Origin of the sequence: Metallibacterium scheffleri (genome assembly GCF_002077135.1) — a bacterium.
Classification (GTDB): Bacteria; Pseudomonadota; Gammaproteobacteria; order Xanthomonadales; family Rhodanobacteraceae; genus Metallibacterium; species Metallibacterium scheffleri.
Map to the genome: position 1 here is coordinate 81745 of NZ_LDOS01000005.1, position 18297 is coordinate 100041.

Genomic DNA, 18297 nt, shown 5'->3' on the forward strand with positions numbered 1-18297 from the left:
AAAAGCGATGCCAAGCAAGGCCACTTTACGGCGCTGGCTGCCTGAGAAGGGCACTCTCTTCGAGGGATCCACCCGCGTCATCGGTCCCAGCCGGTATGCTGTGACGGGCAGGATTGCGACGCGCAAATCTCCGGCCTCGCAAGATGCCGAGTCATCCTTGGAGCATGACTTCATGCTCCTCGTTGACTTTGATTCGCGTGTTGAGACCTTCTCTTCCCAGCCCATCACTCTTCGATGGGAAGATGATGGTGGCAGACATCGGTACACACCGGATGTCGCTATCCGCTACAGCGCCGCTGCCCTGCGCTGCGACCCCCTTCTGCGGACTACGCTCGTCGAGGTGAAACCCCGAGACGTACTCAAAAGAGACTGGACTGAACTGAGACCGCTGTTTCGTGGAGCCGTGGCATGGACACGCAACCGCAGCATGGCCTTCAAGATACTGACGGAGCGGGAAATCCGCACAGTCTATTTGGACAACGTGCGATTCCTGCAGCGGTTTCGCAGATCCGACTTCGCAAGCAAGCAGGCCCTCGACGGCCCCGTACCACGTCGTGTCAGGACGATGCTGGCTGAACTCGGCGCCAGTACGCCTCAAGCACTGCTGAGAGCCATCACTTCGTTAGAAGGCGAGCAAGCACAGTATCTGCCATGGCTCTGGGCTCACGTTTGTACCGGTTTGATCGGATGCGATCTGAGTCAGCCGCTCACCATGGCTTCCGGCATCTGGCCACTCGAGGTGCAGGGTGTTGTCGCGAGGAATGAAACATGAAAGCGATCACCAACGTCGGACCAGGTGCCATCGTGAGTTCAGGCGGCAAGGCTTACTGCGTCAAGCGTTTCGAGTCCTCAGACAGCATACTGGCGCGTGACCTCACGACGGGTGCAGATCTCACGCTGCAGCTTGCCGATCTCGCATCGAGTTCGATTGACGACAAGGAAACAACGCGCGAAGACCTCGGAGAAATGCCTGACGAAGCATGGGAACGCGCCTGTGAGCATTATCAGATCATCGCCCCGCTGCTTGAGGCGCCCGGTGAGGTCGAAGCCATCCGCTCGGCAGCCCGGACGCACGAAGTCAGTGTCCCGACGCTGTATCGCTGGATGAAGGCTTTCAGGGAGTCTGGGTTGGTATCGTCACTCGTGCGCAAGCGGCGGAGTGATGCCGGATCAGCCAAGATCGACCCGAGAGCAGAGGAGATCATCAGCACAATATTGCAAGAGCGGTTTTTGAAGAGCCAGAAACTCAAGCTCAAGCGGACGTACATGGAAGTCAGCGTGCTATGCCGGAAGGCTGGCGTACGCATCCCGCACGCCAACACCTTTGCGCAACGAGTGCATGCGATCGCGCCTGAGGTTAAGGCTCGCACACGCGAGGGTAGAAACGCTGCCCTGAAGTTTCGTGCTCAGCGCGGGTCTTTCCCTGGCGCTGACCACCCCTACGCCGTATTGCAGATCGACCACACGCCCGTTGACATCATCCTCGTCGACGAAATCCATCGATTACCGATTGGCCGGCCATGGATCACGGTGGCCATCGATGTCTTCAGCCGACTCGTGGCGGGTTGGTACATCTCGTTTGATCCCCCTGGGACGCTGGGCACTGGAATGTGCATCGCAAATGCGATCCTTTCCAAGGAGCAACGGCTGGCAGAGTTGGATCTCGCGTTCCCCTGGCCATGCCAAGGTCTGCCAGTACTTATCCATCTTGACAACGCCAAGGAGTTCCGTGGTGAGACCCTGAGCAGCGCCTGTCAGGAATGGGGGATCCATCTCAAGTTCCGCAAGGTCAAAAAGCCCAACTACGGCGGACACATCGAGCGACTGCTGGGAACGTTGTTGACGGAGATCCACGCGTTGCCAGGCACGACGTTCTCGAAACCTGACAAGAGGGAAAACTACAACTCCGAAGCACACGCGGCCATGACGCTCAAAGAGTTCGAGCAATGGCTCGGTAACCTGATCCTGGGTATTTACCATCAACGGGTTCACTCCATCCTCAATGTCTCGCCGCTCAGGCGCTACCAGGAAGGCATCCTGGGTTCGAAGACACTTCCAGGTATCGGTCAGCTTCCGATCGTCAGCGACCCGGAGAAACTGCGCACAGACCTCTTGCCCTTTGAACGCCGTACTGTGCAGACCAAGGGGATCCAGATCGACAACATCTTCTACTACGCTGATGTACTGCAGCGCTGGATTGGTGCGCGCGAGCCGGGCAAGCTTCGCAAGAAACGCAAGTTCATCGTGCGCTGCGATCCACGTAACATCAGCTCGCAGCTCTTCTACGACCCAGAGCTCAAGCGCTATTTCAGGATCCCCTATCGGGACGTGAAGCATCCCCCGATGAGTCTTTGGGAGCTGCGCGCTGTGCAGCGCCACCTTAGAGAACAAGGAAAGAAGGACGTGGACGAGGACACGATTTTCGCTGCGTTCGAAAAGATGCTGCAGATCGAGGAGTCCGCGAAAACATCGACACGCAAAGCACGTCTCGGGCAGGAGCGGCGACGTCATCATGCTGCAGCTGCGCCGATCACCATTCCAGAGCCAGCCGAATCGCCGCGAGTTGCGGATGCACCATACGACCTCGATCAGATCAGCGCATTCGATGAAATCGAGCGGGTTTGAGTGAGATGACGACCAGCGACGTTGCCGCGCCAAGCCAAAATGAGGAACGCATCCGCGCGATCCAGCAGCGTACTTGGATCGGCTATACGCGTGCGCGCGCCATCCGAGAGCAACTGGAGAACTTGCTGAGCTATCCACGGACGCACCGGATGCCGAACCTCGCAATCATCGGAGAGACCAATAACGGCAAGACCATGCTGCTGCGTAGCTTTGGGCGACGGCACGGACCACCTGAGGATCCCAATGTCGACCACACGACGTTGCCGGTGCTGTTGCTGGATACCCCTGCTGAACCCGATGAGGGGCGGCTGTACCGCAAGATGCTGGAGCGGCTTTTCATGACCACGTCCAATCGCGAGCCGGTCGACTCCATGTTCGCAAGGCTCAAAGTGGTCCTGCGGCATCTCGAGACTCGCATGATCATTCTCGATGAGTTCAACAACGCCGTGGCGGGCACGCCTGTGAAACAGCGACGTTTTCTCAATGCGATCCGCCTGATGGGCAATGAGCTACAGATGCCGATCGTCGCGGCCGGTACACCGGAAGCTTTGGCCGCCATCCAATCCGATCCTCAGCTGGCTAATCGCTTCGAGCCGATATTCCTGCCGAAGTGGAAGCTGGACGCTGAGTACGCGCGCTTCCTGGTGACTGTTGAAAAGACGTTCGCACTGGCGAAGCCCTCGCGCCTAGCGGATCCCCAGTTCGCGCAGCGACTGTTGGATCTCTCGGAAGGTGTCATCGGCGAATCGATGGAGGTTTTGAGGCGCTTGGCCATCCATGCGATCCGCAGCGGCGACGAGTGCATTTCCCCGGATATGCTGAAGCTTGATTTTTTGGCTTCGCTCGGATGGGTGGAACCATCAAAGCGGACTCGGTACCCGGTCTAGGCTAGTGGTGACACAGCTTTTGCTGATACGTCCGCGGCCACAGGAAGACGAGTTGTTCAGCTCGTGGCTAGTCAGGCTTGCCTGGAGCAACGGTGAAAAGCTGCACGTCTTTTGCCGCAACCGGCTCAAGATGAGCCGAGGCACTTGGTATCGGGATCCTGACCGTCTCGCAGGACCAGAGACAATCAAGCTGTCTGCCGCGGCTACAGGTCTCTCGGAAGATTGCCTTCTTGCCACCACGCTTTCCAACTACGAAGGCGCCCTCTACGAGCGGCACGTACGCGACGGTGTTGCGCGTTGGATCATGCCCATTGGCGTCAAGAACCGCAGCCGCTACTTGCACGGGCAACAATGCTGTGTGGATTGCTTACGAGAGGATGCTGCTCCGTACTTCAGGCGATTCTGGCGAGTTGCCTTCATGGTGGCGTGTCCTCGTCACGGGCGCTTGCTGCTGGATGCCTGTCCATCATGCGGCGCGCCGGTCTCATTTCACGAGGGTGATTTCGCGCGACGGTTCACCAGTGATGCCTGCCTTATTACGCGTTGCAGTCACTGCCTGATGGATTTGCGGCAACATGTCGCGCCTGCGGCGGAGCCAGAGTTCGTCCGATTTCAGAGCGATCTGGCGGCGGCGATCACGACACGCTGGTCGGTCCTGCCTGGCGACACCGCCATCTACAGCCTCGCGTTTTTTGATGGCTTGCACCACCTGCTGCGAGTGCTTTCGTCGAACACGAAGACCCGGCATATTCGGACTCTGCTATTGCATGACGAATCGCAGTTTGCGTTCCCGACGCCCTTCGCAACGAGCGCGATGCGCTTTGAAAACCTGCGCGTACACGACCGTTACGTGCTGATGAAGCTGCTGGTACGTGTCATGGCCGACTGGCCATGGCGGTTCTGTGAATACTGCCACCGCGCGCACCTGTCTCGCTCGGAACTTATGGACTACAGGCGACCGTGCCCGTACTGGCTTGAATCTGAAATGAAATGGCATCTCAACAACCACAGCTATCACCCCTCTGTGGCCGAAAGACAGGCGGTGAAGGGTTATCTGTCAGCACATGGGATGTCGTGTTCGACCAATAACGTCGCTCGCTGGCTCGGCGCCTGGTACGTATCGCACGGGAAAGAACGGGGTTTGGCGGAGAAGCCCGCCTGCTGACCACTCCGATCGTCCGCGACGCCCATGGCACGCCGTCATCGCCGCCACGCACCCACGCGCACATCCGCGGCGGCGATTACTACGACGCCCATGGAAGGGCGAGTGTTGCGGGCGGCAGGACGCCTGAAGCGCCCAGCACGTCACACCTCGGCGGTGTTGCCATCGAACACCTGGTGATACAGGGGGATGCCCTCGGCGGTCTGCACCACGCCCAGCAGGAACTGACGGGCGATCAATCCTTCCTTGGCCATGCCGAAGTGGCGCACCTCCCGAGTTCGTCGTCCAGTGCTGCAAGTGGTTGATGTGGCGTGGAGACGATTTGATTTTGACACTACACGGCGGCGGCAGCGGGTTGTGGTGTGGAGGGAGGCTGTCGCCGCCGCTGACGCGTGCGTGGAGACGGCAGCGCCTGCGCATCGGGCAGTGACAGCTCCAGTTGTTCGCACAGCGTGCGGTGCTCGGCACTGATCGCGCTGGTGGCGTGATGCAGGGTGCCGTCCACGGTGACCTGGTGCGCCTGGATCCGGCGCAACTGCTGCAGCACGCGCTCGGGACTCTCCGGACGCTGTCTGGCGCGCAGCCGTGCGCGCAGGTGGCGATGCAGCACCAGGGCCAGAAAGCAGATCGCCGCGTGCGCGCGGATGCGTTCCGGCAGGCGGTGATACATCGGCGCGATCTCGATCTCCTGCTTGAGCACGCGGAAGCCGCGCTCGATGTCGGCCAGCGCCTTGTAGCGCTCGACCACGGCGGCCGCATCCAGGGTGTCGATCCGGGTCACCAGAATCAGGGTGCCATCGAGCGCCTCGGCGCGGGCCATGGCCGCCTCGTCGAGGCTGTAGGAGAACAGCCCGTTGGCGATGTGCGTCTTGACGATGCGCCCGAGCCCGGCGTCCTCGATCAGGCTCCGGATCTGGTGGTAGACCCCGCCGTCGCTCAACGCGCGGCCGCGGGTGCGCTCCCCGCGCTCCTGCGCTTCGAGCGTGCCGACCCGCTCGGCCGCCAGCGTCTCGATCTCCGCCAGCGCCGCCGCGCGGTGTTCGCGCATCGACTGTGCTCGCTCGGCATCCCGGGCCACGATCAGGCGGCGTCCGGCGTGATCCCGGGTCTCCCGGATCCCCGTGGTGTCTTCGGCAAAACCCAGGGCCTGGACGTGGCCGGCATATTCGCCATAACGGCGCGCCGGCACCGCCATGATGTAGTCCACCGCCAGCTCCGGCGCCTCCAGCTGGTCGAGCTGGTCGTGATTCATCAGTCCCCGATCGGCCACGATCACGACCCGCTTCACGGCCAGTCGCGCCTTCAGCGCCTGCACCATGCCCAGCAGGGTCGAGGCTTCCGATACGTTGCCCTTGTGCACGGTATGCAGCAACGGCAACCCGCAGGCGCTCTGCACCACGCCAATGACCACCTGGCGCGCCGGTAGATCCCGGTCCTTGGAGTGACCGACCGCGCGCAGATCGCCCGGCAGATCGCTCTCGCCCTCGGCCCGCACCGTCGTCAGGTCGTAGAACACCACCGACAACTCCTGATCCAGCAGCGGACGCAGCGCTTTGAGCACCTGTGTCTGCAGCGCGTCGGTCACTTCGTCGAGGGCATCCATCGCGCGCAGAAGTGCCGGATGATTGGCCTGCTCGGTGGCGATGCCCGGCATCACCGCCGTCTCCAGCCAGCGCAAGGTGCCCAGCTTGGAGCCTGGATCACACAGCCGATGAAACACCATCGTGCGGATCCAGGGCTCGTGCACAGCACGGCGCGCGCCCAGCGCCCGCCGCAGGGCCGACTCCAGGCCCAGGGATTTCCACAGCTGGGTCAGCACCCAGGTGTCGCCCAGGCTGCGGGCGGGCGCACAGGCGATGCGTGGAGACGGCGCCGGCAACGCCGTGCGCTCCTCGCCACCCACGCGTTGCAAGCCGCGCACCAGGGTCTCGATCTGCTCCGCCGACAGCTGATCGATGCGACCGAAGGAGAACAGCACGCGCTGACGGACGCCGGCGGGCGTGCGGTAGCTCTCGGCGAGCTGCAGGTACTCGCGGGGACCGGAACGGGTTCTGCGCAGGAACATGTGCGCACATTACACGACATCAATCGCCAATTCAATGTCAACTATATAAATGACGTGACACTACACGCCTTTTGCCAGAAAACACCCCGGAAACCCGCGAAACTCCGTCGTTGCCGCGCCAAAAACCGCTCATTTCAGGCCCCAAACTGACGAACTCGGGGCACCTCGCCCAGCTGCTGCGACAAGCCCTCGCTGCGGATCGTCGTCAGATCGTAGAACACGACCGCCAGATTCTGATCCAGCAACGGCCGCAGCAGCGTGCTGAGGACCGCCTCGACGGCGTCCTGGTGCTCGACCAGCGCGTCCATGGCGCGCAACAGGTGCTGGTGCTCGATGGCCTCGACGGAGAATCCCGGCAGACTGACCGTCTCCAGCCAGCGCAGGACGCCCAGCTTGGAATCCGGGTCGCAGAGCCGATTGAACACCATCACCCGCAGCAGCGCCTCGACGTCGATGGCGTGACGGGTGCGCGCGAACACGCGGCGCAAGCGCGAGAACCCCAAATCATTCCACAACTCGGTCAGCGCCCAGGTATCGCCGAGCGCGCGCGGACTCGAAGGTGATGGGCGGCGGGGATGCAGCGGGTAGCGCACGGCCACTCAGGCGCAGCAGGCCGGCGATGACCGATTCCAGCTGGGTGTCCATCTGATCCAACCGCCCGAGGGTGGCGACGGTACGTTGCCTGGGGTGGCCGTCGTCATCGCGGTAGGCCTCGACGAGCTGGACATAGCGTCGGGGGCCGGAGCGGGTGACCTTGATGAACATGCCGTTACTTTACATGCGCATATAACCATGTCAATAGATACATCAATCGAGCATGACGTGCCAATTGTCAGGCTCCGTGTGATTGATGTGGATCCGTTAGAACGGATCACGGTCAGGCTGACCCAAGCGGTCTCCGTGACCTGATTCTGCGTGCCGGCGGCTCGATGACTGACAGTTCGATACCCAGCATTGGGATCGCACGCTAATCAGGTTCGGCAAAGGTCAGATTGGTGGTGATGATGACGCGGAGCTCACTGCATCCACACGAAACGTCATGGGCCCAGAAATCTCGGCTCACGGAGCTTTTGGACACGTAGTATACCAAAGAACGCCATCGCTCTTATAATCCCAACAGGCGATAATTCCCGTACTTTGACCGAGCATCAAAGAGTAACCGCCACCATTCATAGGCGTCACATAATTAGAGCCATTTGAAAAATCGCCATTTATGCTAAGGAAATTGCCGCTTGCGTCCCTAGCACTGCCTCTTTTAAAAGTAAGTTTATTAGTATCCCAATGGGAGAAGCAGAATTGGCCAACGGACCCATTGGCAGCTACCACAGTACCTTCGGTTGGACACCCTCCAAAGTATAACGAAACAGCGTCGTAGACATAACTCTGAGCCTCAGCGAGGTCATTAATGGGAGTACTATTACTTGGGAACATCATATTTGCAGATTCTTGGATTGCAAAGTATAAAGCTTCATTTTTTCCCCATGCATTATCTAGCAGGTTCCAGACATTTGCTTCGTTGTTTCCAACACCCCAATCGGATACCTGATTAGCGACGACGCTCAGCCATGAAAATTGTCGACGGCGCGCAATTTCGGCTCTGGCCAAGGCTTGCACAGCGTCATGGCGCGCGCCAGTCGCGGCAGCATCTCGGCGAGGCGAAAGCGGCGGTTAAAACGGTAGGCGGCCTCGGCCAGATATCGCCGCGCGTACTTGGCCTGTCGCATGGCGTGGTCCCTTGGGGACTTCCGTTGGTCGTAGCAGCCGCTGATCGCCCGTTTGACGTTGCCGAGCACGACGTTGACCCAGCGCGCGCCCTTGACCTCGGTGGCGGCGCGCCCGCCCGCGGTTTCCAACACGGTGTGCGCGTGGTTCAGTTCAACCACGCGCCGGAAGCAGCCCAGGCCGTCGCTGAAGACCTCCGCATCAGGTGCCAGGCGCCGCTGGCCCCAGTCGGTGAGCGAAGCGCTGTCGAAGCTGCGCACCGGTTCGATGACCGCGAAGGTGGGATGCTCCAAAGTCTCGTCGGTGGCCACGGCCACCACGAACGGCTGCTTGTTCTCCGAGCCACGTCCCGGCTTTCCACCGTTGCGTTCGCCACCCAGGTAGGCATCGTCGATCTGCACGAAGCCCGCGAGCTGGCGTGGCTCTTCGCGCTCGGTCATGGTCTGCATGATCTTGTGTTTGAGCTTCCAGGCGGTGTCGTAGCACACGCCAAGGTGCCGCTTCAGTTCCAGCGCGGACATGTTGGTCTTGCTGCCGGTCAACAGGTGCATGGCCAGGAACCATGTTGTCAGCGGCAGCTTGCTGCCCTCGAACACGGTCCCGCTGGTCAGCGTCGTCTGGTGCCGGCAGGCGCGACACTGGTAATACACCCGGCCCGCGCGACGAAACCGCGAGCGCGGCCGACTTTCGCACTGCGGGCAGCGAAACCCCTGTGGCCAGCGCGCTCGGTACAGCGCCCGGTAGCACTTCGCTTCGGTGCCATACCGCTGGATGAACTGCGCCATCGACAACCCCGCCTGGAACTGCACCTGGTTCATGGCCATGTCGGCTCTCCGTCCCGCAACATGACCCAGAGGTTGCGCTCGGTACGTCTCACATCACGCGACAGCCGGCTGAGCGTCGTCGCTAATCAGGGAGGATGATGGATGATCGGTTCACTCGAGCAATGTCGTGCTGAGGATCCTGCTTCGACATTTCCTTGTTTTTCTAAGATCCCATACAACCCAAGCTATGCGCGTCAACTACACCGCATCGAATATGCACGTCAAGTTTTCGATGTATACGATTTCGCAACCAGTGCGGCAATTTCGAACCTTTAGCGCACAACATATTGGATATGCGGCAGATGTATCTCGCTCGGCGCGCGGATCAGCGTGACGGCGCATGGATCACTGCGCGTCAGCCGCGGACTACACCGCGTCGGGGAAGTCCTATGTGTGCGCCGACGCCGATTTGAGCCACGCGCCGGGTTTGCGGTGAGCCGGTTGGAACGCGCAGAAATTCAAGCCTGGCGCCGTGCGCAACTCGTTTGCGATGGCTCAGTCGCCGATCGGCATGTGGCTCAAATCGACGTCGGCGCCAACACGTGTGGAGGGAGGTTGGCGCCGCCGCTGACGCGTGCGTGGAGGCGGCAGCGCCTGCGCATCGGGCAGCGACAGATCCAGTTGTTCGCACAGCTCGCGGTGCTCGGCACTGATCGCGCTGGTGGCGTGATGCAGGGTGCCGTCCACGGTGACCTGGTGCGCCTGGATCCGGCGCAACTGCTGCAGCACGCGCTCGGGACTCTCCGGGCGCTGTCTGGCGCGCAACCGTGCGCGCAGGTGGCGATGCAGCACCCCCGAGTTCGAGCCGTTCCACAAAGGTGTTGAGTCGATACAACCGCCCCCGACCATTCGGGGGCGGTTCTTCTTTGGTGTCCGGAATATGCTGTTGAAGCGACGATTGCACGCGAGCAAAATTCTCAGCATACGCATGGCGAAGCATCGCGACCGTACGGATGCGGGAATTTGGCGTTGGAGCAGCTACGCAGGGAAGGCCTCCTTGCCGTTTGCACGTACATAGGTCAGTGGCACCTTCGGGTTGTTGATGTCCTTGCCGCCGTCGGCGTCACCGATGCGGTCATGGCCGAGGTGAGCGCCTGGCAGGCGCGGCCCCTGGAGCCGCAGTACCCAGAGTGATGTGCTTGCGGCGCAATCGCTCGACCGCAAAGGGTTGGACCCAAGCGGCGGCTGATCAGCGGCGCCATCGAGCTGGCCCGGAGGCACTGCCAAGTCTTCAACCTTTTCGGTTTGCGCCCTGCGGCGGATGGGATGGCACGCCTGCGGATGAATACCGCACGCTCAGCAACCAGTGGCTTGCCTGTTTGACCCAGACATCGACGATGAACCGATCGTTCGCGACGTGGGCAGCGCCCAGCACATCGTGCTGATGAAAACTGACGACCGCCACCGTGCCGTAATCGTGAACCGCCATGCCATCGATGCGCGCGTCCATCGGCTTGTCATGCAGCATCCACTGGATCCACTGCGCGCGCGGAATCGGCTTGCCGGGATCCGCAGCGGCACGCACTTCAAAGTTGGGGGCCAGCATGCCCTCAGCGGCTTTGGATTGCCCCGCCTCCAGCGCTTGCGCGAGCGCCTGCTCGCGATGATAGAACTCGGCCATAGGCCGGGTAAGGAGGGCCACTCGCCCCGGCGATTGAGTGACTGACGCGAATGTAGGAGCCGTGCAAACCAGTACGCCGAGCATCAGCCCCGTCAGGGCCGCCCCCGCGCGTGGTCGATGAAGTCGACGTTCGGCTCGGCGGAACCGCAGGATTACGGGTTGTTTGCTTGATGCATGCACCATAACAGGCCTCCAGGATTTTCAGACGATCAGGACATCGGTGTGCTGCTGCGCCTCAGGGTGACGCCAGAACGATTCGTTGGCGAATCGGCGGAACAGATCCGGCGGCAGGATGGTCTTGCGCGTGGTGGGGCTGACCTTGGCGCGCACGTCATGCAGCCCTGGCGTGCCCGCGCGCTGGTCGAAGGATGCGCCATCATCGAATGCCACGTGCTCGAAGTCATGCTCGAAACGGGGTTCGCCGATGAAATCGTACACCGCGCGCAGTGCGCGCACAGGGTCGCTCACCAGCGTTTCATACTGCAGGAGCATCAGGCGCTGGGTGTGCTCGCCGAAGAAGGCTTCCTTGAGCGCGCGATAGGCGAAGCCGACCAGGCCGTCTTTTTCGGCCAGGTGGTCCACGCGGGCGTAGATGGTGCCGCCCGCCTGGTAGTTGAAGATGGATGAGGGTTGATACTTGTTCTTGCGGACCAGGCGTTCCACGCTGTCGACGATCCAGGGCACCTCGCGCACGCACGCGATGATCCCGGCATCCGGGAACAGCTCATTCAACACAGCGATCTTGGTGCACCACAGGCGGTGGGTATCGAAAACGATGGGCGCAGGGGTCTGTATGTCGTAGTAGTTTTCGATCAGCCCCTTGAGCATGGCCTTGCGATGCGCGTCCGTGATGAACACGGAAAACTCGTTCTTGCCGCTCATCTCCGTCTGCAAGGTGTTGAACAGTCCGGCAACCGGCCCTGTCATGCCGGCGTAGAGGCATGGGTTCTGCCGGAGAATGGCCGAAAGCAGCGTCGAGCCCGACCTTGGAAGACCCGAGATGAAATGGATCTTGCGCTCCATGAATTCCTCGCTTGCGGCATTCTCGAGAAAGCTCGGCGCGGGGGGCCACGGTCGATTGCTGACCGATGCGACGCCGAGCGAAGTGGTGCTAAGGATGGTTCAAATCACAGAATCGTGTGCGTTGGCGGCGGCCATTGCATCATCCGCCGTAGCCACCATAGCCACCATAGCCGCCATAGCCGCCATAGCCGCCGCCGCTGGGTGGCGGAGCGCTTGAGCTGAGGGACAGGGCGCAATAACCACCCGCTGCATTCACCCAATTTTGTTGAATCAGATAGTCGCGGCCGCCCAAGTTCATGTTTGCCGTCGCGCCGTCAGCCGTCGTATAGGTATTGCCGGCCGATGCTCCGAAGTGCCACGCGCACTTGTCGGCGTTCTCCATGCCCTGACTGTCGTACCACGCGTTGCCGTCCGGATCGGTCGTCGCCTCCTCCAGTTCATGCGAGAAGATGCTGGCCATCGCATCGGCACCCGGGTTCTGGTTCGGACTGGTGGTCTGGTTCTGCTGCGGTTCGCAAGAGCTGGCGCACTGCGTGGCCGGGTCGCCCACGAAGGCGTACTTGATGTTGGAACTGCCCACCGTGGTGTTGTTGTGCCAGCCGCAGTACTGCGTGCAGAAGCCCGAGGTTTCATTGACGTCAGGCGACGTCATCACGAAGTAGACCCCGTTGGGATCGTTCGGCAGCGCGCCCGAGGAGATGGCATTGCTGACGACGCTGGCGACGTTCGCGTCCGACAGTTGCGTGCCGAAGGAGTAATTGTCGGTGGTCGAACCGGAGTAGGCGATGGCGTTCTGGATGGGGTTGCCGCTGCCATCCGTGTAGGTCGTGTTGATGTTGAAGTAGGGCGAGCCGCCCAGGTTCTGCGCGAGGTTGGTCAGGATGGTCGAAGCGGTGTTGCCGCTCCAATTGCCGTACCAGATGAAATAGACATCCTTGGTACCCAGCATGACCGGGCCACCGTTGTAGTTGATGCCGTTCCCGGTCGGGACGGCGGCCGAAGACGCCAGTGCCGATGTGGCCTGCGGCTTGCGACAAGCTTGCACACCCCAGCCCTTGCCGCTGGGTACCCACTGATGGGTCTTGCCCTGGCTGCAAAGTGTGCTGGAACTGGTGACATGGGCGATGGCAGCGCCACCGGTGCCCATGAGGGCGAAGCCGATCGCTAAGGCGAGAACACGTTTCCGCTGATTCATGTGACCTCCGATCAAGTTAAAGAAGTTAAAGGAAAGGGGGATTCACGTCCTTGGTCTTGGGTGTAGGTGCGGATGCGGCTTTGGCTTGAGGTGTTGCTCACAGCCGCACGCTGACGGCGCACTGCGACGGCTTGACATCACGACAAGCCCAACAGCCCGATCAATCACCTGAACGCGGACGAAACCCCGAGGCCACTTGTAACGGAACATTGCTGAATGTGACGACATATTGCGAAAAAGTAAATTCGGCGTGATGTGCTGTTAGGTGCGCCCTCGATCTTGGCATAGGCATTTGGCCTCACGGCTGCCTGTCGCGCCTCGATGCCAAGGGGCGTGCTGTAAATCGTGCAACGCACCATACGTTTCATGCGGGGGGTGGTGCACGGCGGCTGGCCCCAAACGCGTTCGCCGTCCCCAAGTGCTGCAGATCCTCCTCGTATTCGCGGGTGATGGCCCGTGCTCGCGCACGATTAGGAATCACATGGGGCGTGATCAGGAGAATCAGTTCGGTGCGGGCATGGGTGTTGTTGGTGCTGCCGAACAACTTGCCGAGGACGGGAATGTCGCTGAGCAGCGGAACCCCGTTGTCGGTCTGCGCGGTGTTCTGCTGGATCAATCCGCCCAGCAGCAAGGTCTCGCCGTCGCGCAGCGCAACCGAAGTCGTGAGCTGCCGGTTCAAGATGGTGTAGTTGCCCACGGCATCTTGCGTACCTGGTTGGCTGACGATCTGGTCGAGATCGAGATAGACGCGCCCACCTGGATTCACGCGCGGACGGACATCCAGCATGATGCCGGTGTCGATGTACTGGACTTCGCCGACGCTTAACGCGCCGGACGTCGAAGTCGTGCCGGTCGTAGGAAGGAGACCGCCGCTGATGTAGTTCTGGATCACCGGGATCTTGTCGCCCACGGTGATGGAGGCCTCATGGTTATTCAGAACGACCAAGGTGGGCGCAGACAGGACGCGCGTGTTGCCAGTTGACTCGAGTGCCTGAACGATGCCCTGGACATTATGCGAGACGAACGAGTAGTAGAGCGCGTCGCTGGCGGCGTTGTACGCCGCGCCGCCGAAACCCAGTGCCGCCGAGTGCTTGCGCCCCAGTTGCGAGCCGGTCGGCGGCGAGCCTGGCTGGGTGCCGACCAGGCCGCCCAAGTACCATTGCACGCCGTATTGCAGATTCCCAGTCAGTTCGACCTCCAGAATCCGCGTTTGAATCTCGACCTCGAGCGGCGCGACATCCAGGCTCTGAATGGCCGGCAGGAGATCCTGCCACTGGCTCTCACTGCACCTCACCAGCAACTGGTTGCTGTCGCGGATCGCGGTGATGTGGATGCCGTTGGCTGTCGAGACCGATACCCGTGCCGGCGTCGAGAGCGGGTTGAGGCCTTGGGCGCTATTCAGTCCGACGCCACTGCCGCCCATGCCCTGCCCCGTGCCGGCCGCGCCGTAGCTGGCGGTGGCGCCCATGGGGCTCCCCAGTTGGACGGGCTGCAGTCCCGGTGCGACCTGGCCGGACGGTGCCGACGTGCCGTTCGTGCTGCCGTAGAGTGAGCTGAGGTCCTCGGCCAGCGAGGTCGCCTTGATGTTCTGGACCTGATACACGTGCAGGGTGGCGCTGTTGGCCGCGCGGTCCATGCGCCGGATCCAGCGGTGGATCTCGGTGAGATAGGCCGGCTGCTGTGAGATGACGACGATCGCGTTGGTGCGCTCGATCGGCAGGAAATGCAACATGCCCGCCATCGGTGTGTTGCTCTTCGAACCGAAAGCAGACTGCAGCTCGGGGAGCAGCGTCTTGACTTGGGCGTGATGCAGCGCATAGACGCCGACCGACATGCCCTTGAACCAGTCGACATCGAAGATGTGGATCGTGCGTGCGTAGTTCGCCAGTTCATCGGGCGTGCCTTGCACGACCAACAGGTTGTGCTGCGGGTCGACCAGCAGTACGGCATGGGGCCGCGCAAACGGAGCCAGCAACTTGGCCATCTCCGCAGCGGCGATGTAGTGCAGCGGAAACAGCTCCGCCTCGGCACCGCTGCTCGGTGCCGGCGCCAGAAGACTGGGGGCGAGCACACCGGCCGATGCGCCGTTCGCAGGGGCGACGACGAAAGTGCCGCTCTGCTCGACCAGGGTGTTGCCGGTCCAGCTCAACAGCATCTCGAGGATGGGCAGCGCTTGCTGGGGCGTCACCGGCGCGGCGGTCGCAAAGGTGATATGGCCATGCACGCCCGGTGCGATCGAGTAGTTGCGCTTGAGCACCTTGCCCAGGATGACCTGTACGACGCCAGCAATGGGTTGATCGTCGAAGTTGAAGATGATCGAACCGTCGGCTGCGGGCGTTGCGGAAGGCAAGGCGCGCGCCGCGGCCGTGTCGATCAGTCCGCGGGTGCCGACTTGGACGTCGGCAGGGTTCGCGGCAGAGGCGCGCTGGATCGCCTGTGGCATCGGCGCGAAGGACTGCTCGGTCGACCGCAGTTCCAGATTCCGAGCGGTCGATGCCGAAGCGGGCTTGGGTTGCGCCCGGTGCGTGGCGGTCGCGCAGCCAGCGAGCGCCAAAACCAGAATCGGCAGGGCAAGGCGGAGTGGTTGAAATGGGCGCATGGGGCGTTGAGCTCAAAGGCGTACGGAGGACGGAATAGGGCGCGAGGACGCGGGCGCGACGCGGGCACCGGGTCGCACGGCGGTCGGGTGCGGCACAGGCGGAGCCTGGAGCTTGGTCACGGGTAGCCGGATCGCGAGGGGATGCGGCGGGATCGGTGGCCGCATCGTCGCGATGGGGGCTGCAGGTGTTTCGGCCGCGTCGGCCGGCGCAGCCACCTTCAGGGCCAGACGCAGGCGCTGGCCGCCGTCATCGAGATAGACGTGATGGGGTTGGATGCCCTGCACCAGCCAGTTCGTTCCTGGAACGAGATCGCCTTTGGACAAAGCAGTCGCACGGTGTGTCCCTACTTGGATCAAGGCCAGCGACAGCCCGGGGGCCTGGACGACGCCGGTCAGGATCGGCGTTCCTCGCATCGTCGGCGCGGAGGCGGTTGCCGCTGACCTTCGATCAGGCTTGCGATCGGAATTGAACAAGGGTGCGCGCGCGTACGCACCACGCAGAGCCAGAGGCATGGGTGCATCCGTCAGCGGCGCGAGCCGGATGGGCCGAACCGGCGCTGGCGAGGGCACCGGGAGGGGAGGCAAAGGCCGCTTTGCCCACCATGCGATGCCGATGAGCAGCAGCACCAGCGCGGCATTGAGGGCCACGAGGCCAAGACGAAGACGTGGGCGGGCCGTTTCACTCATGGGTGCGCGGATGGCTGCCAGAAGCCTTCGACGATCAAGTGCGCCTCGAGCGGACGCGGGATGGTCGCGGGTGTGGTGTCGACCACCGGCGCCTGGTAGGCGTCCAGAGTCGTGATGATCAGCAGCGGATGACTGCCCTCGATATGGGCCAGAACCTTGGCCAGGGCATCGGTGCCGCAACTCATCACCACCGAGAGTCGTGCGGTGCGGTAAGGTGACGATTCGGGATCCTGGGCGTGCAGCGGCGATTCCGAAAGGCTGACGCAGCCCGATCCCTGTCGGGTGGATACCAGCAGGATGCTCTGTACGGTCTGCAACAGCTCGGCTGCAGCGGCATTGCTGGCGTGTGCGGGCAACTCGACGCCCTGCATCACCAGATCGGTGTTGGCGGCTTGACGCATGTGGGCGAGCGCCTGTCCGTGGGCCACGGCCTCGATCGCTCGACGTTCTTCTCGCGAGATGCGCGCCTGCTCGCGGTGGTCGTACCGCAACGGCGCAATGAACAGCGGATCGATGATCCCCAGCATCAGCAGGAGCACGACCCCGAACAGTGCCAGCCAGGCCAGCACGTGCGCCTCGGTGGGCCGGAGCTTACGCATGCCCTGGCTCGGCCAGCGCGCGCAGCGCCGCAACGATCAGAAAGCGTTCCTTGCCGGTCTGGGCATCAGGCTGGACGGTGCCTTCCAGCGACGGATGACGCAGGTAGGGTGAGGCTTTCAGCACGTCGATCAGCGCCGGCGGATCCGGGCTTTCTCCCTGCAGCGTGATGCGACCGGAGTCGTGAATGCTCAGATGCTCGATCCAGGTCGAGCGCGGCAGCCGGTGGCTGAGGTCGTTCAGCAACACATCCATGCGCGGTTGCCGATGCAGGCGCTGGCGCAGAGCCTGCAGGGCCGCCTGCTGTGTCACAAGCGCGTGTTCTGTGCGGCGAATCTGCGCGGCATGCGATTCGAGGCGGTGCAATCGCGCTTCGCTCAAGGCCAGCCGATGGTCCACGGCATGGTGGAGCTCGATGCCCACCGCAAGCGCCAAGCCGATCGCTAGAAACCCGAGGCTGCGATCAATCCGCGCGCGAGGATTCGTCGCGCAGGCCCGCTCCAGATGCGGCAAGAGATTGAAGCCGTGTCGACTCGTGGCGCCCAGGGCGAAATCCACGCCATCGAGCCCAATGCCGTCGGCGCGCGCGCGTTCCAGCCATGGCGTCAGCGCGCTGCGTGGGAGCACAGCCAGTTCGATGGCGACCTTGCCTGCGGGCATGGGCTCCCGGACCTGGACGTCCCACACCACCTGCTCGGGTGTGAACGGGGTCAGGTGCTCGATCTGCAAAGGCATCGCGGAGGACAGCTGGCGCACGGCCGCAGCGGGCCACAACAGGCGCCGGCGCAGGCCCGACGATTCCGGCAAGATCAGGATTCGCCGCACATCGGGGGCATCGATGCTTGTCGCATCCACGTCACGTGTCGAGGTCGGGACGATGCGCACCTGATCCGAGGGATGCGCTGAACCGGGCGCGCAGATCGTCAGCTGGTCCTCGACCGGGACGATCCATGCTTCTCGCGAAGGCGGCAAGAAGCGCCGTCGCAGTGCGACAGGGAGCGGGGCAACGAGGTGTCGGCGCCATGCGTGCAGCAGCGCCGGGCCACGCGAGTGGCGCCAACGCATGGCCAACATGGTCACCCAGCCCTGTGCCGCACCCAGCCCGGCGCGCACGCGCGATCCCTCGATCATAGCCCCCTCTCACGGCCCTCGGCACTAGCCTACACGATGACGACGAAGTTGCGATGCTGCATCGCTGCAAGCGTGGGACTTGAGCCTGAGGCAATTGTCACAGGCTGTTTCGATCGAGCTGAGAGCCTTGACAGGGGTTGACGGCACCATTTAGCGTGC

Annotated in this window: 16 protein-coding genes and 1 pseudogene; 4 read left to right on the forward strand and 13 right to left on the reverse strand. The window is 62.4% G+C overall.

Annotated features, from left to right (window positions below; translation table 11 throughout):
- Positions 1 to 7: 7 nt before the first annotated feature.
- The 4 genes from Mschef_RS15680 to Mschef_RS15695 are packed head-to-tail and all read left to right on the forward strand — an operon-like array spanning position 8 to position 4677.
- Entirely contained in the window at positions 8 to 772 is a 765-nt protein-coding gene (locus Mschef_RS15680) for a TnsA endonuclease N-terminal domain-containing protein (RefSeq protein ID WP_081130168.1), read from the forward strand.
- Entirely contained in the window at positions 769 to 2625 is a 1857-nt protein-coding gene (locus Mschef_RS15685; protein ID WP_081130169.1) for a Mu transposase C-terminal domain-containing protein, read from the forward strand. The genes Mschef_RS15680 and Mschef_RS15685 overlap by 4 nt, the downstream gene beginning before the upstream one ends.
- 5 nt (positions 2626 to 2630) lie before the next feature.
- On the forward strand, positions 2631 to 3512 hold the full coding sequence (locus Mschef_RS15690; RefSeq protein WP_081130170.1) for a TniB family NTP-binding protein: 882 nt from the start codon (positions 2631 to 2633) through the stop codon (positions 3510 to 3512).
- Between the two features lie 7 nt (positions 3513 to 3519).
- Positions 3520 to 4677, forward strand: a complete 1158-nt coding sequence (locus Mschef_RS15695; RefSeq protein WP_277921496.1) for a TniQ family protein — start codon at positions 3520 to 3522, stop codon at positions 4675 to 4677.
- A 140-nt stretch (positions 4678 to 4817) separates the two neighbouring features.
- Here the strand turns inward: Mschef_RS15695 and Mschef_RS18315 are convergent, their stop codons facing one another.
- The 13 genes and pseudogenes from Mschef_RS18315 to Mschef_RS15745 form a co-directional block, all read right to left on the reverse strand.
- Complete coding sequence (locus tag Mschef_RS18315) at positions 4818 to 4943, reverse strand: hypothetical protein (RefSeq protein ID WP_277921497.1); 126 nt, start codon at positions 4941 to 4943, stop codon at positions 4818 to 4820.
- Positions 4944 to 5008: 65 nt separating this feature from the next.
- Entirely contained in the window at positions 5009 to 6739 is a 1731-nt protein-coding gene (locus Mschef_RS15700; RefSeq protein WP_210772043.1) for an IS1634 family transposase, read from the reverse strand.
- A gap of 140 nt (positions 6740 to 6879) precedes the next feature.
- Positions 6880 to 7504: pseudogene (locus tag Mschef_RS15705) on the reverse strand (IS1634 family transposase); the annotation flags it as partial.
- 294 nt (positions 7505 to 7798) lie between these two features.
- Positions 7799 to 8344: a hypothetical protein gene (locus Mschef_RS17380; RefSeq protein ID WP_139789409.1), complete on the reverse strand. Its 546-nt coding sequence runs from the start codon at positions 8342 to 8344 to the stop codon at positions 7799 to 7801.
- Complete coding sequence (locus Mschef_RS15710; protein ID WP_081130172.1) at positions 8299 to 9285, reverse strand: IS1595 family transposase; 987 nt, start codon at positions 9283 to 9285, stop codon at positions 8299 to 8301. The genes Mschef_RS17380 and Mschef_RS15710 overlap by 46 nt, the downstream gene beginning before the upstream one ends.
- A gap of 495 nt (positions 9286 to 9780) precedes the next feature.
- Entirely contained in the window at positions 9781 to 10077 is a 297-nt protein-coding gene (locus Mschef_RS15715; protein WP_081130173.1) for a hypothetical protein, read from the reverse strand.
- Positions 10078 to 10516: 439 nt separating this feature from the next.
- Positions 10517 to 10990, reverse strand: coding sequence for a nuclear transport factor 2 family protein (locus tag Mschef_RS15720; protein WP_136256438.1), 474 nt, complete (start codon positions 10988 to 10990; stop codon positions 10517 to 10519).
- Positions 10991 to 11107: 117 nt separating this feature from the next.
- Positions 11108 to 11929 carry a sulfotransferase family protein gene (locus tag Mschef_RS15725; protein ID WP_081130175.1) on the reverse strand — a complete coding sequence of 274 codons (822 nt, stop codon included), beginning with the start codon at positions 11927 to 11929 and terminating at the stop codon, positions 11108 to 11110.
- Positions 11930 to 12068: 139 nt separating this feature from the next.
- Positions 12069 to 13124: a hypothetical protein gene (locus Mschef_RS15730; RefSeq protein WP_081130176.1), complete on the reverse strand. Its 1056-nt coding sequence runs from the start codon at positions 13122 to 13124 to the stop codon at positions 12069 to 12071.
- A 364-nt stretch (positions 13125 to 13488) separates the two neighbouring features.
- Entirely contained in the window at positions 13489 to 15723 is a 2235-nt protein-coding gene (gene gspD / locus Mschef_RS15735; RefSeq protein ID WP_081130177.1) for a type II secretion system secretin GspD, read from the reverse strand.
- Between the two features lie 12 nt (positions 15724 to 15735).
- Positions 15736 to 16410 carry a type II secretion system protein N gene (locus Mschef_RS17385; protein WP_136256439.1) on the reverse strand — a complete coding sequence of 225 codons (675 nt, stop codon included), beginning with the start codon at positions 16408 to 16410 and terminating at the stop codon, positions 15736 to 15738.
- Positions 16407 to 17009, reverse strand: a complete 603-nt coding sequence (gspM, locus tag Mschef_RS15740; protein WP_136256440.1) for a type II secretion system protein GspM — start codon at positions 17007 to 17009, stop codon at positions 16407 to 16409. Before gspM ends, Mschef_RS17385 begins: the two co-directional genes overlap by 4 nt.
- Entirely contained in the window at positions 17002 to 18138 is a 1137-nt protein-coding gene (locus tag Mschef_RS15745; RefSeq protein WP_081130179.1) for a PilN domain-containing protein, read from the reverse strand. Before Mschef_RS15745 ends, gspM begins: the two co-directional genes overlap by 8 nt.
- Positions 18139 to 18297: the final 159 nt, after the last annotated feature.

Excerpts from the sequence above, each read along its gene's own strand:
- Mschef_RS15720 (WP_136256438.1), bottom strand. The coding sequence starts at position 10,990 with ATGCTCGGCGTACTGGTTTGCACGGCTCCTACATTCGCGTCAGTCACT.
- Mschef_RS15730 (WP_081130176.1), bottom strand. The coding sequence starts at position 13,124 with ATGAATCAGCGGAAACGTGTTCTCGCCTTAGCGATCGGCTTCGCCCTC.
- Mschef_RS17385 (WP_136256439.1), bottom strand. The coding sequence starts at position 16,410 with ATGAGTGAAACGGCCCGCCCACGTCTTCGTCTTGGCCTCGTGGCCCTC.
- gspM (WP_136256440.1), bottom strand. The coding sequence starts at position 17,009 with ATGCGTAAGCTCCGGCCCACCGAGGCGCACGTGCTGGCCTGGCTGGCA.
- Mschef_RS15685 (WP_081130169.1), top strand. The coding sequence starts at position 769 with ATGAAAGCGATCACCAACGTCGGACCAGGTGCCATCGTGAGTTCAGGC.
- Mschef_RS15710 (WP_081130172.1), bottom strand. The coding sequence starts at position 9,285 with ATGGCCATGAACCAGGTGCAGTTCCAGGCGGGGTTGTCGATGGCGCAG.
- gspD (WP_081130177.1), bottom strand. The coding sequence starts at position 15,723 with ATGCGCCCATTTCAACCACTCCGCCTTGCCCTGCCGATTCTGGTTTTG.
- Mschef_RS15690 (WP_081130170.1), top strand. The coding sequence starts at position 2,631 with ATGACGACCAGCGACGTTGCCGCGCCAAGCCAAAATGAGGAACGCATC.
- Mschef_RS15700 (WP_210772043.1), bottom strand. The coding sequence starts at position 6,739 with ATGTTCCTGCGCAGAACCCGTTCCGGTCCCCGCGAGTACCTGCAGCTC.
- Mschef_RS15725 (WP_081130175.1), bottom strand. The coding sequence starts at position 11,929 with ATGGAGCGCAAGATCCATTTCATCTCGGGTCTTCCAAGGTCGGGCTCG.
- Mschef_RS15680 (WP_081130168.1), top strand. The coding sequence starts at position 8 with ATGCCAAGCAAGGCCACTTTACGGCGCTGGCTGCCTGAGAAGGGCACT.
- Mschef_RS15745 (WP_081130179.1), bottom strand. The coding sequence starts at position 18,138 with ATGATCGAGGGATCGCGCGTGCGCGCCGGGCTGGGTGCGGCACAGGGC.